At 40.7% G+C, this 17,778-nt stretch carries 13 protein-coding genes; 7 read left to right on the top strand and 6 right to left on the bottom strand.

Annotation, left to right across the window (positions count from 1 at the left end):
* Window positions 1-151: 151 nt before the first annotated feature.
* Complete coding sequence (locus NOS7107_RS14550) at window positions 152-2,092, top strand: caspase family protein (protein WP_015113742.1); 1,941 nt, start codon at window positions 152-154, stop codon at window positions 2,090-2,092.
* A 153-nt stretch (window positions 2,093-2,245) separates the two neighbouring features.
* Here NOS7107_RS14550 and NOS7107_RS27865 read toward each other — a convergent pair whose 3' ends face one another.
* The gene (locus tag NOS7107_RS27865) at window positions 2,246-2,623 is read right to left on the bottom strand and encodes a Mo-dependent nitrogenase C-terminal domain-containing protein (RefSeq protein ID WP_015113741.1); all 378 of its coding nucleotides are present in this window, start codon (window positions 2,621-2,623) and stop codon (window positions 2,246-2,248) included.
* 663 nt (window positions 2,624-3,286) lie between these two features.
* Between NOS7107_RS27865 and uvrA the strand changes: the two genes are divergently transcribed.
* Together uvrA and NOS7107_RS27340 are read left to right on the top strand one after the other, a co-directional pair.
* Window positions 3,287-6,169, top strand: a complete 2,883-nt coding sequence (gene uvrA / locus NOS7107_RS14545) for an excinuclease ABC subunit UvrA (protein WP_015113740.1) — start codon at window positions 3,287-3,289, stop codon at window positions 6,167-6,169.
* A gap of 120 nt (window positions 6,170-6,289) precedes the next feature.
* Entirely contained in the window at window positions 6,290-7,297 is a 1,008-nt protein-coding gene (locus NOS7107_RS27340; protein WP_015113739.1) for a hypothetical protein, read from the top strand.
* On the opposite strand, the gene NOS7107_RS29695 is transcribed toward NOS7107_RS27340, so the two are convergent.
* A complete protein-coding gene (locus NOS7107_RS29695) occupies window positions 7,287-7,409 on the bottom strand; it encodes a PilT protein domain-containing protein (protein WP_015113738.1) in 123 nt (40 codons plus the stop codon). The two genes, NOS7107_RS27340 and NOS7107_RS29695, sit on opposite strands and share 11 nt — an antisense overlap.
* Window positions 7,409-7,645 (bottom strand): hypothetical protein, encoded by a 237-nt coding sequence (locus NOS7107_RS14535; RefSeq protein WP_015113737.1) that lies wholly within the window; start codon window positions 7,643-7,645, stop codon window positions 7,409-7,411. Before NOS7107_RS14535 ends, NOS7107_RS29695 begins: the two co-directional genes overlap by 1 nt.
* A gap of 325 nt (window positions 7,646-7,970) precedes the next feature.
* Between NOS7107_RS14535 and NOS7107_RS14530 the strand changes: the two genes are divergently transcribed.
* From NOS7107_RS14530 to NOS7107_RS14520, 3 genes are all read left to right on the top strand, one after another.
* Complete coding sequence (locus NOS7107_RS14530) at window positions 7,971-9,236, top strand: pitrilysin family protein (protein ID WP_015113736.1); 1,266 nt, start codon at window positions 7,971-7,973, stop codon at window positions 9,234-9,236.
* A 93-nt stretch (window positions 9,237-9,329) separates the two neighbouring features.
* Window positions 9,330-10,610 (top strand): pitrilysin family protein, encoded by a 1,281-nt coding sequence (locus NOS7107_RS14525; RefSeq protein WP_015113735.1) that lies wholly within the window; start codon window positions 9,330-9,332, stop codon window positions 10,608-10,610.
* A 1,079-nt stretch (window positions 10,611-11,689) separates the two neighbouring features.
* Complete coding sequence (locus NOS7107_RS14520) at window positions 11,690-12,223, top strand: hypothetical protein (protein WP_015113733.1); 534 nt, start codon at window positions 11,690-11,692, stop codon at window positions 12,221-12,223.
* A gap of 12 nt (window positions 12,224-12,235) precedes the next feature.
* Here the strand turns inward: NOS7107_RS14520 and dprA are convergent, their stop codons facing one another.
* The 3 genes from dprA to NOS7107_RS14505 form a co-directional block, all read right to left on the bottom strand.
* Window positions 12,236-13,354: a DNA-processing protein DprA gene (gene dprA / locus NOS7107_RS14515; protein WP_015113732.1), complete on the bottom strand. Its 1,119-nt coding sequence runs from the start codon at window positions 13,352-13,354 to the stop codon at window positions 12,236-12,238.
* Between the two features lie 131 nt (window positions 13,355-13,485).
* Window positions 13,486-14,394 carry a DUF4351 domain-containing protein gene (locus NOS7107_RS14510; protein WP_015113731.1) on the bottom strand — a complete coding sequence of 303 codons (909 nt, stop codon included), beginning with the start codon at window positions 14,392-14,394 and terminating at the stop codon, window positions 13,486-13,488.
* Window positions 14,395-14,421: 27 nt separating this feature from the next.
* Complete coding sequence (locus NOS7107_RS14505) at window positions 14,422-15,876, bottom strand: aminotransferase class I/II-fold pyridoxal phosphate-dependent enzyme (protein WP_015113730.1); 1,455 nt, start codon at window positions 15,874-15,876, stop codon at window positions 14,422-14,424.
* Window positions 15,877-16,006: 130 nt separating this feature from the next.
* Between NOS7107_RS14505 and NOS7107_RS14500 the strand changes: the two genes are divergently transcribed.
* Window positions 16,007-17,581: an alkaline phosphatase gene (locus NOS7107_RS14500; protein ID WP_015113729.1), complete on the top strand. Its 1,575-nt coding sequence runs from the start codon at window positions 16,007-16,009 to the stop codon at window positions 17,579-17,581.
* Window positions 17,582-17,778: the final 197 nt, after the last annotated feature.

The raw sequence follows: 17,778 nt of genomic DNA, 5'->3' as shown, positions 1-17,778 counted from the left end.
AGAATTTTTACTGAAATTAAAGGCAATAAAAATTACTTAGTTTTTAGGGTTCCATGAGAAACTCTTAGACTATAAGACATAGGTTAGCTTTGTTTTTTCAGCAAAGCCAACCGCAATTTTAGGCAAGTCAACCACAACCTACAAAGAGCGGATGGCAAATTACTGGGCGATCGCGATCGGCATCAATCAATATCAATTCTTTCAACCCTTACGTTGCGCCCAAGCCGATGCCGATGCGCTAAAAGATTTTTTGGTTCAAGAAGCAGGTTTTTCACCTCAACGCTGTCTATTAATGACAGATACTTCGCCACCAATTAGCGATAGATCTACCTATCCGACAAAAGACAATATTCTGCTGTTACTAGAAGATTTAGCCGCGGCCTGTTGGCAACCAGGCGACCATCTGTGGTTATTCTTTAGCGGTTATGGTGTCAACCACGGGGGACAAGATTACTTGATGCCGGTGGAAGGCAATCCTGAGTTAGTGCAGAAAACTGGTATCGAAATGCGATCGCTCATGCAAAGCCTCCAAATCGCTAACCTAAATGTTTTGGTGCTGCTAGATATTAACCGTGCTTCCAGTACCCAAGCTGACGCAACCGTTGGGCAAGAAACCATTGAATTAGCGCAAGAATTACAACTGGCTACGATTCTGTCTTGCGAACCAGAACAATTTTCCCGTGAAAGTAGTGAGTTAGGTTACGGATTTTTTACCGCTGCTTTGTTAGCCGCTTTGCGTTCTGGTCATGGCAGTAGTTTGATGGATTTAAACAGCTATTTAAATGTTTTTACTCCAGAATTATGCCAACACTATTGGCGACCTACACAAAGTCCAGTAGCGATCATACCGGCTGATCCCTTCACCATCTTGCCGCAGCTAGAGGTGAACCATACAGTTACAGAAGTTCCCAGCACCCTGGAACCAACTGAAGCTAAACCCCAGGAATTAGAGTCAACTGAAACTGAAGAAAGTATTTTTCCAGAGGAAAACTTTGCTGTGGCTTTGGCGGCTCCCCCGTTAGCACCATCACCCAAAAATCCAGCTAATTCTCCACAAATAGGTATTTGGGAAGAATCCCTGTCTCTACAATCTGTTGTTGGTGCTAGATCCCCGCAGCTGACTTTCCCAAATTTCCCTCTGGGAGAACAACAACTATCTAAATCACCGGATTTAGTAGCCAAACAAGAGTGTGGCAACCAACAACCGCAATTAGCGATCCCCTCTCCAGAAACAGTTAAGGGAGGTAGGTTTATTCCTGATGTTCCCCAAGCCTATGTCTCTCGTTTATCTCAGAAAAAGACAAACACCTCACTGTGGCAGCAATTGGTTTTTTGGGGAGGTGGCATGATGTTGCTAACAGCTTTAGTGACAGTAGTTGTACTTCGCAATCAAGAAAAATTTGTTGCGGGTAGAGAGGCGTTATCAGCCTCGCCTGATGATCGGTTAGTTCCAGCCAAAAATCAGTCTAATGCCCAAATCGCCTCTCTTTCTGAGTCCAAGAGTCGCAATCAAGCAGTATTAGACTTGGCGAAAATGTCTCTCAGACAAACTCAAGCCACTGATTTAAGTTTGGCGATCGCCACTGCACGGAAAATTCAGGCGGGTGAACCGCTGTACGAACAAGCTCAAGAAAATATTAATATTTGGAGCAATATGATCCTCAATTTAGCTGAGGGGCGGGCTAAACAACGACAATATGGTAATGCGATCGCCGCAGCACAATTAATCAGCAAAGAAGGCTCACTGTATCCCCAAGCGCAAGCAGCCATTAAGCAGTGGCGACAAGAAGCCAAGCAATATCTTGCTAACAAAACTTTGCTAGATGCCGCAAATGCCTTAATTAAGCCCGGACAAGCATCTACATATAATCGCGCCATTGAAGTTGCCAAGCGCGTTCCCCAAGGTCAACCAGGGTTCGATTTGGCGCAAAAATCAATCAATAAATGGAGCGAGAAAATTTTAGATCTGGCGAAAAGTCGTGTATCTGAAGGTGATCCCCAGTCCGCCATTGCCACAGCTACCTTAGTTCCAGAAGAGACATCTGTTTACGAAGATGCTCAAGAAGCAATCCGCAAATGGCAAAAAAAATAGTGATTACTCAACAGCCAATAGTCCATAGTCAAAAGTAATTAGCTTTGACTATGGACTATTGACTTCTTGTATAGAGGTGGTCAGATATGTTATGACAATTTAAAAGCTTGAATGCCAGGAATAGTAAGACTTTTTCTCCTGCCTTCTGCCATATTAACAGTACTGCGAAATGTCTTCGCCGCATTCATCTGCTAAGTAGCACATAGCCCGGAAACGCAAACTCACGACTTCCTCGTATAAAGGGTTGAGCTTACACATTGGCGGGATGTGTAATATGGTTTTGCCGAATAATTTAATATCGCGTTCAAAAGGACATTGGGCGGGGATCATTCTGCACAGACGATGAGCTAATGCGCGATCGCGGATTTGAATGTTGTTTAACCTTCGTCGTAGGGGTAGGAAAATATCAAAGCCTGACTGGGGATTTGGATGGTGCAGCTGGGTTACATGAGTTTTGCTAACCTCTGCCGGACTTATTGAAACCCAGCTTGCGAGAAAAATCTTTTTTGTGGTATTATCGAATACCTTCATGGTTCAGCCTCTGTATTATTGAGGGTATTCACCTTTCTGATGAATATATACAATGTGACAACCACATTTACCGGAAAAATCTCGTTCTGACAGAGATACAATTAAGACATTAATGTAACTGTTGAGGTCAGAACCTATTTCTTTATACGTTAAGTAAATCGCAATTTTCTCGGAAACGGTAGTGTAGTAATACGATCTTGTTTATAACTTGACACAGTTTAAATTTTAATAAAGACATCTACCGTTGGACGGAATTTGGTGTAACAGTTACAAGACTTAATATAACACTGAAAATCTGTATTTACCGCAGATATAAATATCAAGCTATAGCGAGAAATTGGCAGATAGACAAACTTTGTCGAAATAAAGTAACTGATAATCAGATTTTATTACTATAAATAGCGCGAATCATTAAAGCGATTATCAAGGGACTTAGTGCAGTTTTGCTTAAATTCGCAGCAAGCAGAATCAAACAAACTTTGTGCTGACCTTTGCGCCACTTTGCGTTTAGATTTCCTCCCTCAATTAGCGTGGCAAGATATCTGTAGTCTGAGATATTGGGCAATCCCTACTTAAAACAGTACTATTGTTCTAGTATAAGCAGAGTAAAAATAGTATTATTAAGAACTGTTTCATACTGCCTCTCACTATCAGCCTGCCAATATGTCAGATAATCAGTTAGCCCCATCCCTCCTGAATGGCCATCTTCCCCACACTCATCACAATAGCCAAAATACCATTAGGATTCGGGGTGCTAGACAGCATAATCTGAAAAATATTGACTTGGAATTGCCACGCGATCGCCTGATAGTATTTACTGGTGTATCAGGTTCAGGTAAATCTTCACTGGCGTTTGATACAATTTTTGCGGAAGGTCAACGGCGTTATGTCGAATCGCTGAGTGCTTACGCCAGACAATTTTTAGGACAATTAAATAAACCAGATGTAGAAGCGATTGAAGGTTTAAGTCCGGCGATATCCATTGACCAGAAATCAACATCCCATAACCCCCGTTCTACTGTGGGGACAGTCACAGAAATTTACGACTATTTGCGGCTATTGTTTGGTCGGGCTGGTGAACCCCATTGTCCAATATGCGATCGCTGTATTGCACCCCAAACCATTGATGAGATGGTAGACCGCATCATGGCTTTACCAGACCGCACTAAATTCCAAATTCTTGCGCCTGTAGTGCGCGGTAAAAAAGGGACACATCGCAAGCTGTTATCAAGTTTGGCTTCCCAAGGTTTCGTGCGAGTGCGGGTTGATGGCGAAGTGCGGGAACTGTCAGATTCGATTGAGTTAGATAAAAATCTTAACCACACTATTGAAGTGGTAATTGACCGCTTGGTGAAAAAAGAGGGAATTCAAGAGCGTTTGGTTGATTCTTTATCTACGTGTCTCAAACAGTCTGGTGGTATTGCAACAATCTTAGTCACTCCGATTACGGAGAATCCAGAAGCGCCAGAAGAAGAAATGGTATTTTCCGAAAACTTCGCTTGTCCCGAACATGGGGCGGTGATGGAAGAGTTATCGCCGCGCTTGTTCTCATTTAACTCTCCTTATGGCGCGTGTCCGCACTGTCATGGTCTTGGGACTTTAAGAAGATTTTCGGCAGAGTTAGTTATACCTGACGCTGAAGCACCAGTATACGCCGCGATCGCACCTTGGTCAGAAAAAGATAATTCTTACTATTTGGAATTGCTTTATAGTTTAGGTCAGGCACACGGCTTTGAATTACAAACCAATTGGAGCAAGCTGACCGACGAACAACGGCATATTATTTTAAATGGGGAAGAGAAAAACAAAGAGACAGCCAAAACCCAATTTAAAGGTGTTCTGCCTATATTGCAGCGTCAATATGAAGGCGGTTCAGAATTAGTTAAACAAAAATTAGAACAGTATTTAATTGACCAACCTTGTGAAGTCTGCGGTGGAAAACGCTTAAAACCAGAAGCCTTAGCGGTGCGGTTGGGACAATACGGAATTTTAGATTTAACAGGCGTATCAATTCGAGATTCCCAGGAAAGAATTGATCAGCTAAAATTGAGCGATCGTCAATTACAAATTGCTGATTTAGTCTTACGAGAAATCCGAGCTAGATTGCAATTTTTATTAGACGTGGGCTTAGATTACCTCACCCTCGACCGTCCCGCCATGACTCTCTCTGGTGGTGAAGCACAACGCATTCGCCTAGCCACACAAATTGGTTCTGGGTTAACAGGAGTTCTCTACGTTTTAGACGAACCAAGTATTGGTTTACATCAACGAGACAACGGCAGATTACTCAAAACTTTAATTAGATTACGTGATTTAGGTAATACTTTAATAGTAGTTGAGCATGATGAAGAAACCATCCGGGCTGCTGACCATTTAGTTGATATTGGCCCCGGTGCAGGAATTCATGGCGGACATATTATTGCTGAAGGCGATTTACAAGCACTACTCACAGCAGAAAAATCATTAACTGGCGCATACTTATCAGGAAGACAGGTAATTCAAACACCAAAAGAACGCCGCGAAGGTAATGGGAGAAGTTTAATAATTAAAAACGCCCATCGCAACAACTTAAGAAATATTGATGTCGAAATTCCTCTCGGTAAACTTGTTGCTGTCACTGGTGTTTCCGGTTCAGGTAAATCAACTTTAATTAACGAATTACTTTACCCATCTCTACAACATCACCTAACCAAAAAAGTACCTTTGCCAAAAGAATTAGAAAAAATTCAAGGTTTAAATGCAGTTGATAAAGCCATTGTCATTGACCAATCTCCCATAGGACGCACACCCCGTTCTAACCCTGCAACTTATACAGGTGTTTTTGATGTAATTCGTGATGTGTTTTCCCAAACTGTCGAAGCCAAAGCTAGAGGTTATAAACCAGGACAATTTTCGTTTAACGTTAAAGGTGGACGTTGTGAAGCTTGCAGCGGACAAGGTGTAAACGTCATTGAAATGAACTTTCTTCCTGATGTTTACGTCCAGTGCGAAGTTTGTAAAGGTGCAAGATATAACCGCGATACTTTGCAAGTCAAATACAAAGATAAGTCTATTTCTGATGTTCTCAACATGACAGTTGAAGAGAGTTTAGACTTTTTCCAAAATATTCCCAAAGCAGTTACAAGACTGCAAACTTTAGCTGATGTTGGGTTAGGTTACGTTCAACTCGGACAACCTGCAACTACCTTATCTGGTGGTGAAGCACAGCGCGTTAAATTAGCCACAGAATTATCTCGCCGCGCCACCGGAAAGACACTTTATTTAATCGATGAACCGACAACAGGTTTATCTTTTTATGATGTCCATAAATTATTGGATGTCTTGCAAAGATTAGTAGATAAAGGTAATTCGATTTTAGTCATTGAACACAATTTAGATGTGATTCGTTGCGCTGACTGGGTAATAGATTTAGGGCCAGAAGGTGGCGATAAAGGCGGAGAATTAATTGCAGTGGGCACACCAGAAGATGTGGCGAAAAATCCTAAATCTTATACTGGGCAATATTTACAACAGGTGTTACAACAATATCCGGCAATGAAAAACTAGTGTCATAGATATATTTTTACCTCGCGCAAAGGCGCAAAGACGCAAAGGAAAAGTGAAAATCATGACTTTTATAATAAGTCTAATTTATTGGTGGAAATAATTTTATTTAAGGTAATTATTATGTTATATCTCACTAATTCTCTAATTACTAAAATCCAGGAATGGAGAAATAGAATAGCTAATGTACATTATCAGCAGCTAAATAGACAATTAGATTCTTTTTTATCTAGCTTAGAAAAGGAGTCAATCATAAATTCTATTTTATTAGAATTGCAAACAAAAGCTGATTTGCTAGAAGTTCATCCTAGAGAAAAATGTAAGGATGTACTCAGAGGTGGAATGCTTTTTTCTATATTTGAAAATAAAAAATTTATAGATGATAGCGAGCGTGCTATGTATCACTACAATTTATTAAAACTCTTGCAGGAAGACAATACACCTCTATATTTAACTCCTGCTGTAGTTAATGGTAGTACACAGCCACTTGAACGTCCAAGTTTATTTGTTAGTCAGTATATTGACCCATTAGTGTATTATATTCAAGACAAAATTACTCAATTTAGTTCAGTTTTGTATTTGTTAGAAAAATATAAGCAGAGATGTGAATGGTTCTCAAAAGAAGAACTTCGCTTAATGTATGAAAATAATAAAGGTAGACAAGAGAATGTTTTAGATAAACATTTAAGACTATTTTTATTTGATCAAGGAATCGATTATCCATTTGCTAAAGTCGCTTCACCATCAGGAGAAGCTGATGTCGTAAGTCTTCTACATACTAATGACCCTCTGGTACTTGAAGTTAAAATCTTTGATAGAAGCAAGAATTATAGAAAAGATAGGATAATAAGCGGATTCACACAAATAGTTAGTTATACGAATGATTTCAATAAACAAATTGGATATTTATTAATCTTTAACATGGATGATATAGAAATAAATATCGTGACAAAAAATAAAAATGTAAAATTAACTAATGAAATTACATTTGCCGGAAAAACTTATTTTATTATAATTGTAAATCTTCCTCCATTAAATACTGAAAGTGCCAGTGAAAGGAAAAAACTGGAAAAACTAACTATCTCTGAAGAAGAAATAACAAAAGAAATAATATCAAATATTAACAATTGATAGAGTCATCTACTTTTAATCTTTCAAAAGCCTGGTTAGCAGCAGTGCTGAGGTTTGGACTATCTTCTAAATACCAAATCAAAGCATGGGTATCAGTTACCAAATCAGTCATCAAACATCCTCGTGGGGAAAGTTTGACCACATTTGCTGTCTTATTTCAGCAATATCTGACTCTGTGATGTGACTACCCTTCCAAATTCCTCTTAAGGAAGCTCGCTGTTGCGGCTGAACTGTAATCAACTCTTTTTCAATTTGAGGTGCAACTTGTTCAATCAAACGTATTTTATCTACTAATGAAAGTTGCTTGACCAAAGCAAGCGCATCTTCTAGCGTTACTGCTTTCTCCATTTATTAATGACCTTAGCCCTAATTAACAGCTTATCATTCTACGGAAAGGTTATATTTTGTGCGATTCAAACTCAGTGCGATCGCCCATTTTCCACCCTGCAATTTACCAGATAATTGTCTAGAAAAGTTTCTAGCATAAAAGCTACTTGATTCAACAAATCTGGGAATATAGCTTTACTCTCTAACTTTAGGGATAGTCATAATTTTAAGCCATACAGAATAAATTATTAATAAATTTTAATCTGTAGCAAATGATTCTAATTTAGGTTTCGTTAAGAGTTAAGATGGCAAAATTACGTTAAATTGTGGTTAAATCTACAAAAAATTGTCACAACAATTAATTCATCCGGGTTTTCCAGCCTCCATTTTTCGACTCGACAATGGTTTAACGTTTATTCATCAAGAGATTCCGACTACTCCTGTAGTTGTGGCGGATGTATGGGTGCGTGCTGGAGCAGCCAGAGAGCCAGAACAGTGGTTTGGAATGGCTCATTTTTTAGAACACATGATTTTTAAAGGGACAGCTACACTCGCCCCTGGAGACTTTGATCATAAAATTGAAAATCGTGGTGGTGTGAGCAATGCAGCAACCAGTCACGACTATGCTCATTACTGTGTGACAACAGCTGCACCCTACTTAGCAGATACTTTGCCTTGTCTAGCAGAACTACTAGTAAATGCGTCAATTCCTGATGGTGAATTCTTGCGCGAACGGGATGTAGTGCTAGAAGAAATTCGTTCTTGTCAAGATGATCCTGACTGGCTGGGATTTCAGTCGCTCATCAAAAATATTTATCAGCACCATCCTTATGGACGTTCGGTGTTGGGTACAGAGATGGAACTTATGCAGCAGTCACCCGATGATATGCGCTGTTTTCATCGCGCTCACTATCAGCCAGAAAACATGACTGTAGTAGTTGTTGGTGGCATTGAGCAAGCCAAAGCCTGGGAATTGGTGAATTGCTCATTTGCTAATTTTACCGAACCGCTTAATTGTCCACCATCAATCCCCATAACACAACCAGTAATTCAAGGTATCCAACGTCAAGAACTGTGTTTACCCAGAATGGAACAAGCACGGTTGCTGATGGCGTGGACTGCACCGGGAGTTGATCAACTCCGCACAGCCTACGGCTTAGATGTGTTATCTGTATTTTTAACAGAAGGACGCACCTCTCGCTTAGTCCGTGACTTGCGGGAAGAACAGCAATTAGTACATGGAGTTTGTAGTAATTTTTCTCTCCAAAAAGAATCCAGTTTATTTACTATCACTGCTTGGTTAGAACCAGAAAATCTTGAACAAGTTGAGTGCTTAATTCGCAACCATTTACATGATTTGCAAACGGAAGGCATCACCGAACAAGAATTAGCGAGAATGCGTCGGCTGTTATGTAATGAGTATGCCTTTTCGACAGAAACGCCCAATCAACTAACAGGACTTTATGGTTACTACAACACTATTGCCCAAGCTGAAGTGGCGGTAACTTATCCGCAGCAAATTCAGTCATTTACTACCCAAGAACTGCAACAATTAGCTAAACAGTATCTCTCACCGCAAAATTATGCAGTGACTATCCTGAAACCATGTTAGTCCAGATTTTTGTCTAGAAAAGGCAGGGAAACAGGAAGGTGGAAGCGCATAAAGACTATTGACTATTGACCATTGACTATTGACTATTCACAAATGACAACTGTAAAACCTTCCCTTTCTCACTCCTTTATTCATCGCACTGTACTCAACAACGGCATTGTTGTGTTGGTGGCGGAAAATCCAGCGGCGGATATTATTGCAGGGCGAATTTTTCTCCGGGCTGGTAGTTGTTACGAACAACGAGAACAGGCGGGATTAGCACATTTACTTTCCGCAGTCATGACCAAAGGCTGTGATGGGCTTTCTAGCTTGGAAATTGCCGAACAAGTAGAATCTGTAGGGGCTAGTTTGAGTGCAGATACCTCTACAGATTATTTTTTGTTGTCGTTGAAGACAGTCACCTCAGACTTTGCGGAGATATTAGGGCTGACAGGGCGAATTTTGCGATCGCCTACCTTCCCCGAAGAACAGGTAGAATTAGAACGGCGGTTAGCCTTACAAGATATTCGCTCCCAAAAAGAACAGCCTTTTACTTTAGCTTTTGAGCAAATGCGGCGGGCAATATATCAAAATCATCCCTATGCTATGTCATTGCTAGGAGATGAAACGACAATGAGTCGCATTACCCGCCAAGACTTAGTGCAATATCACCAAACTTATTTTCGTCCAGATAATTTGGTGGTGAGTATTGCTGGCAGAATTACTTTAACAGAAGCCGTTACATTAGTAGAGCAAGTGTTTGGTGATTGGCAAGTACCTGCACAACCACAACCAGGTTTAAATTTACCAGAAATTCTCGTTAACCCACAACAGCTACTCAAGCCGCTACAAACACAACAATCAATTGTTATGTTGGGTTATTTAGGTGCAGCCGTCAATTCTCCAGACTATGCCCCACTCAAACTGCTTTCTACCTACTTAGGCAATGGCTTATCCAGTCGTTTATTTGTGGAATTGCGAGAAAAACGCGGTCTAGCTTACGAAGTCTCAGCTTTTTACCCAACGAGGTTATATCCTGGTTCCTTTGTCGTCTACATGGGTACAGCCCCAGAAAATACCACCATTGCTGTCGAAGGACTGCGAACAGAAGTTGATTTACTTTGTACTACAGAAGTCTCAGCCAACGCCTTCCAAGCTGCGAAAAATAAAATTCTCGGACAATATGCTTTAGGTAAACAAACTAACGGACAAATTGCTCAAATTTACGGATGGTATGAAATCTTAGGCTTAGGCATTAATTTTGACAGCCAATTTCAAGAGCTAATTGCTGCTGTGAGTGTGGAAGATGCCAAAGCCGCCGCTAATCGATATTTGGAAGTACCGTACTTATCTTTAGTTGGTCAAGAAGAGGCAATTAATAGTGCATTAGCTTAAAAAAGAGAAATTTTTCTTTTAATTATGATTATTGGTTAAAAATGCTTGAATACGGTTGACAAAATCCTCTAAGTAGAAAATTTCAAATAAACAGAAGTATGTAACGAAAAGTAAAGTTATCTAAAACTCTCTTCCCTTCTGCCCTTCGGGTTCGGCAGTCCCCCATCTCCTGACGGAGACGCTACGCGAACGACGGAAACCGCCAAGACGGGGGCTGCCTCACCTTCTGTCTTGTCATAACGACAATTTTTAACATTGACCTACTCTTCATTGTGCGATCGCACAGATGAGATGTGTAGCGTTAGTGAATGATATTCGGAAAAACTCTAAATATCAGGGTGAATTACACGGAAATTATCTATACTTTTTATTTTATTTATTTCTGTATACTGAAAAAGTTGTATTTCGTGCAAATACAGACTTACCTGAAAACCTTGTATATTACATATATTTATGAATTTATGAGTCAATAAAGCCCAAATTTCTAGTTTTTTACAATAGACTTGTCCACAAAAAATAAAAAGCTTACGGTGAAAGCGTTAAACGAACTATAACTGGGATGAAATACTAATTATGGCTGAACGCAAAAATAAGACTTTGGGGATGAAAAGAGCAAAATGTTTTCGGACAAGTCTATTGAATATGTTGGTAACGACAAATCCAATTTGTGTCAAAATTACATCGAAGTTTAGAACTATAACATCTAAATTTATCTGTCATTAGTCAACACTAAGATTTAATAAAAAAAAGTTATAAAACAATTCTTGAGCAACTCCTAAATTGCTAAGACTTGACATTATAATGTACAATCTTAGCCGCTTTTGTAGCGTAATTCTTTCCCTTGCCAATATTTTCGCCAATTCTGCTATAATTTCTACTTGTTTACTTTTTATATAGATATAACGCTTGTACTCTTTCTTTTCCTAATGCTGTTTTTTTTGTTCACTCAGCATTTTATACAATTATTATTCTGATTCTTTTATCTCTAATTTCATACACCCTAGCTACCCTGTTCGTTTTTAACTTATTCTTTTCGGCACATCATACTTTCCGTGAATTGGTATAAATCTGGAGACTTTATGCCCAAGCTTAACGTTAAGCAGAAAAACTGGTTACTTTCAGCCCATGTTGCATCTGGGAGCATTTGGTTTGGTACGGCTTTGAGTATGGTAGCGATCGCACTGAAAAATACTCATACTACTAATGGTGATGAACTATATGCGATTAATGCGGCTTTAAAACTGCTGGATGATTTTGTAATTATTCCCTCCGCCAATTTATCTTTACTCACAGGCGGGCTGCTTTGTTGGTTAACGATTTGGGGATTTTTCAAACATTACTGGGTAATTGTCAAATGGATTGCGACAGTCACTTTGATTAGTACGGGAACTGTTTGGCTAGGGCCTTGGTTAAATGCAGCTACGAGTATTTCGGATGTAGAGCGATCGCAAGCCTTAAGTAATCCATTATATACATTTGATATCAAAGGAGTTCTCATCGGCGGTGCAATTCAAACTTGTTGTGTACTTGCTATCATCGGCATTTCAGTACTGAAACCTTGGGGTAGAAGAATAGTCAAAGCGCCAGAAGAATCCACTTCATCAAGTAGTTAGAAAAATTTAAATTTAACTTTTCTGATACCGCATTCCTGGGAGTTGGGAGACTAAACCCATCAGTTCTAGTTGTAATAAAAAACCAGAAACAGCACTAGCGGGAATACCTGTAGTTTGGACGATCGCATCAAAAGATAAAATATTGCAGGCGATCGCATCAATAATCTGTTGCATTGGCGGTGATAAATTCGGCAAACTTAACTTTTCTGTAGTTGGGGAAGTAGCGACTGTATCTAGTTTTGGGACTGCACCCAACAAACTTAATAGTTCATCTAATTCTCGAAAAATTATAGAAGCGCCTTGGGAGATTAACTTTAAACAACCTTGAGACGGGTAATCATCTAATCTTCCTGGTAGTGCATAGATATCTCTGCCAAAATCATTAGCGTAGGTAGCAGTAATTAATGCACCAGATTTTAAAGGTGCTTCCATCACCAAAATTGCCCGACTTAAACCTGCAATAATTCGATTGCGTCGGGGGAAATGAGCGCGGTCAGGTGGGGTTTTGGCAGGATATTCACTTAAAACTAAACCTGCGCCTAAAATCTGCTTGTACAAATCTCGATTTTTGTGGGGATAAATTACATCTACACCTGTTCCTAAAACTGCGAGGGTGCGTCCCCCAGCTTTGATAGTGGCGCTGTGACTTTCTGTATCAATTCCCTCCGCCATCCCTGAAACAACAGTGAAACCATTTTGTGCCAAAGCTGTGCTAATTTGGCGAGTCCAACGAATACCATAATCAGAAGGTTGGCGGGTTCCGACAATTCCCACCATCGGCTTTTGTCCGAAATTTTCTTGTAAATCAACTTCACCTCGATAGTATAAAACTGGTGGCGGACTGGGTGTTTCTAGTAGTAAGCGAGGATAGTTTGCATCGGCTGGTGTCCAGAAATTGGGGTTTTCTTGCTGGTGTTGGTTCAGTAACTGTTCTGGATGTAACTGCGATCGCATTTTGATTACTTTGTTCAAGGTTTGCAAACCAAAACCTTCAACCTCCCCTAATTCAGCCTTACTAGCTGCCCATGCTGTAGATAAATTGCCAAAATGCTCTTGTAGCCGTTGCAATAAAACCGGGCCGATTCCCGAAATTTGCGCCCAAGCTAACCAATATGCCCGTTCTTCTACCACTTCCTGATCCTCACACCCACTCTCGTTGAGTATTCCCAAATCATCCGCAGTAGCTACAGTTTTTTCAAAAATAGGTTATGGAGGACAGCGTTAAAAGGATGTCTTAAGCACCTGGGCTATTGCTATCTTGATCAGTTTTGTTTGAGCCAATCAGTTAAATTAGACAGATGGGAAAAATCTAACAAGGCTTCTCCTAATGATTCCAGTTGAGGTAGAGATAAAGTAGCAATTTGCGATCGCACTTCCTCCGGCAATTCTCCCACCTTGCGGCTTAATAATCGCAAAACTAGCGATCTGGCTTCTCGCTCGGCACCTTGTTCAATACCCTGTCTCATCCAACTGGTGACAATTTCCATCACATCCTCCTGGCTATTCATTTCCAGTCTATCAATCTCCTCTTGAAACACTTGCTCCTCTTGCTGGTTTAACTGTAAATAGGTATCAACGAACCCAGAAATTAAGCGAGTGCGGGCGGGATCTAGCTTTAAGGTTGCCAAAAGTCGTAAACATTCGACTTTGACTTTCGGTCGGTCTGATGCTGCAATCTGCATTTTTGCCATTAAAGCTGCTGCTACTGGATTGGCTTGATTTAGATAATCACGCCAGTTCAGCCGATTGAGTTGAATCGCTGTGAAGTTGAATTCCAATACCTTCAAGTTGGGAAATTCAACTATGTGGCTATGAGGTTCTTCTCGGTATGGTTGATCAAAGGAAAACACCACAATCGGATAAACACGCTGCGAATATTTCTGATACAGCCGTGCAAAGTAGAAAAACATCCGACGGCTGAATTCTCGCTCGGCGTAAGATTGGGTTTCGATATGTACTAAAAACCCAACTTCTTCTCCTGCTTGTCGTACTTCTACTAGCAGGTCAATTACTTTATCTTCTCCTGCGGTGAGGTCAGCAAAGTATTCTTGGGGTAGAAAGCGGATCGAGTTGGGATCTATTGTACTGGCAAGTTGCGGCAGAAATAACTCCAGAAACTCAATGAAAAAAGTCGAAAGTAATTCTTTGAACAGGCGATCGTGTTCTGGCATTTCCACCCCTTATCATAGAAAAGCGCCTTAACGTTGAACAACTTTTAAAGTTTGCAGACTTGAATCTGCACATCCACTAATTATCCCACCCATTGCTTGAATTTGTTGCAGATATATTAAAGCTGTTGTAGTAATTATTTCTCCTGGCATTAAAACCGGGATTCCGGGAGGATAGGGACAAACAATTTCGGCACAAATGCGATCGCTTGTTTGTTCTATTGGTAAGGTTTCACTACTGGCAAAAAAAGCGTCACGCGGCGATATCTGCATAGTATACTCAGCAAAGTTCTGCCCCAGTGCAGGCTTAATAATTACTCTGTTACAAAGATACTTCTCGGACAGAAGATTAAAACCTTGAATTAATTGCTGAATATCATTAACAGTGTTTCCTAAACTAATAATAAAAGTCAAATTATGCAAGGAAGAAAATTCCGCAGTCACACCTAGTTTTTCATCTAAGATTTCTTCTGCCTCAAACCCAGTTAAACCCAATTTACTGACTTTAATTGTTAACCGAGTTTGATCTAATTCCCTAAAACCGGGTGATAATTGTGGCTGCAAAACTGATAACCCTGTAAGTTGGCTGATTTTGGTTCGCGCTATATCTGCAAGCTGCAAAGTGCGAGACATGAGTTGTTCGCCATCTAGCGCCATTTGTTGACGTGCAGCATCTAAAGAAGCTAAAAGTATGTAACTCGGACTGGTAGACTGAACTAGTTGCAAAGCTTTACTGATGCGATCGCTATCTATTCTCTCTCCTTGAATGTGTAACATCGATGCTTGTGTCATTGCACCGAGGACTTTATGAATTGACTGCACAGTTAAATCTGCACCTGCAGCTAAAGCTGAGGTTGGTAATTCAGAATGAAAGGCGAAGTGTGCGCCGTGGGCTTCATCGACCAACAAAGGAATATTATATTGATGGGTAATGTGGGCGATCGCAGCTAAATCTCCGCAGACACCGTAATATGTGGGATAAACTGTTAACACCGCTTTAGTATCAGGATGCTGTTGTAGAGCAGCTTCTAGTGTATTTGGTGTGATACTGTGGGCGATATCAAAAACTGGGTCATATTCGGGATTGATAAAAATTGGTATCGCCCCAGAGAGAATTAAACCCGCGATCGCAGAAGAATGCACATTGCGCGGCAAAATAATTTTATCCCCTGTACCGCAGGTAGCGAGAATTGCCGCCTCAATGCCACAGGTAGAACCATTGACAAGAAACCATGTTTGTGAAGCACCAAATGCCTCTGCTGCCAATGTTTGGGCGGCTCGAATTACACCTTGGGGAGAAAACAAACTATCTAACTCAGCTAATTCGGTTAAATCCGCCCGAAATAATTTTTCGCCCAGTAAATCAGCTAATACTGGCGATATTCCTTGACCCCGCTTATGTCCAGGAGTATAAAACGGCGTGTGAGATTTGACTGTGCATCTTTTTATGGCATCTAATAATGGTGCTTCCTTTTGGTCGAACATTAATCTGGCGGTTCCTACTGACTAAAGTTTTAGACTTTATCCTTCACATTTTTAATATTTTCTTAATCTGTACTTGATTGTCGGTTGATAAATTTATCGCATTTGTGCAGCAAATTAATTAAGGGTGGATATGGATTTTATCAATTGCGATCGCCTATTATCAAATCGTTATAAACGGCGGAGTGTTTTACTGGGTGCGGGATTTTTTACAGGTTTAGCATTAACCAGCCAATGGAAACCAGCATTAGCAACATCGAGATTTTCTAGCTATCCCTTTACCTTGGGTGTAGCGTCTGGCGACCCATTACCAGATAGTGTGGTGTTATGGACAAGGTTAGCACCAGACCCTCTGAATGGTGGTGGAATGCCACCGAGAAACGTGGTGGTACACTGGGAAGTCGCTCTAGATGAGAATATGCGAAAAGTTGTCCGACGTGGTAAAACTTTAGCGATCGCAGATTTAGCCCATTCAGTACACGTTGATGTGCAAGGTTTAGACTCTAACCGTTGGTATTGGTATCAGTTCCGCGTCGGGAATGAACTTAGCCCCATCGGACGAACTCGGACAGCACCAGCATTCCATAGTTACATCAAACAACTAAACTATGCTTTTGTTTCTTGCCAAGATTGGCAAAATGGCTTTTACACCGCCTACCGCCATCTAGCTGAAGAAGATATTGAATTAGTTGTCCATCTGGGTGATTATATTTACGAGTATGGGCCAGAAACTAACGGGCCACGTCAGCATAATAGCCCAGAAATTATGACTCTGACCGACTACCGCGATCGCCACGCACTTTATAAAACTGACCCAAATCTTCAAGCGGTTCATGCAGCCTTTCCTTGGATAGTCACCTGGGATGACCATGAAGTAGAAAACAACTACGCCAACTTAATTTCTGAAGATAACGTCAACCCAGAAATCTTTGCCCAACGCCGCACTAACGCCTATAAAGCGTACTACGAACACATGCCATTGCGTTTGTCTTCCTTTCCTAATGGTGCGAACCTCCAACTTTATCGGCGCTTGAATTATGGGAATTTAGCTCAGTTTCACGTTTTAGATACCCGTCAATATCGCACAGATCAACCTTGTAATGATGGACTCCAGCTGCGTTGTGTGCAAGCCTATGACGAAAATGCCACAATGACAGGCTCACTGCAAGAACGCTGGCTATTCAACGGTTTAGACCGATCCCGCGCCCGTTGGAATATTATTGCCCAGCAGACAATGTTTGCTCAATTTGATTTTGACCCTCGCCCAGAAATCGGATTATTCAACTTAGATCAATGGGATGGTTATGTAGCCGCACGTAATCGAATTGTGAACTATCTCAACTATCGCCGACCTTCTAACCCTGTAGTGATTACAGGTGATATCCATTCCAGTTGGGTACACGACATCAAACTTGATTTTAATAATCCTGCTTCCGTAACTGTGGCAACTGAGTTCGTCGGTACTTCCATTACCTCCGACTTTCCCACCTCATTTATTGCACCCGTACAAGCCGCCTTGAGAAGTAATCCCCATACCAAATTTTTCGATGGTGCATTTCGCGGTTACGTCCGTTGCCAAGTCACTCCCAAACAGTGGCAAAGTGATTATCGGGCAGTTTCTAGCATCGTTGACCCCAATGCTTCTATCAGCACCCTAGCTTCCTTCGTTGTCCAAGATGGGCAACCAGGAGCATATCGACAAGCTTAATTTGGCGATCTTATCAATCAATAAAATAGATTTTTGTAGATGGGTACTTACCCACTCTACACCTCTTGAGAAATTAGAAACTCTCAATTTTGCCGGGTTTTGAGTAATTTACAGAAAAAATATAAACTTTTGTAAATTTGTGCGTAATTCCTGAGAGTCATACTGAAGCTAATAACAAGAGAGCAAAACGACTAGTT

This window comes from Nostoc sp. PCC 7107, assembly GCF_000316625.1.
Lineage (GTDB): Bacteria > Cyanobacteriota > Cyanobacteriia > Cyanobacteriales > Nostocaceae > Nostoc_B.
The sequence above is the reverse complement of the archived record's forward strand: the minus strand, read 5'-3'. Positions and strand labels throughout refer to the sequence as shown.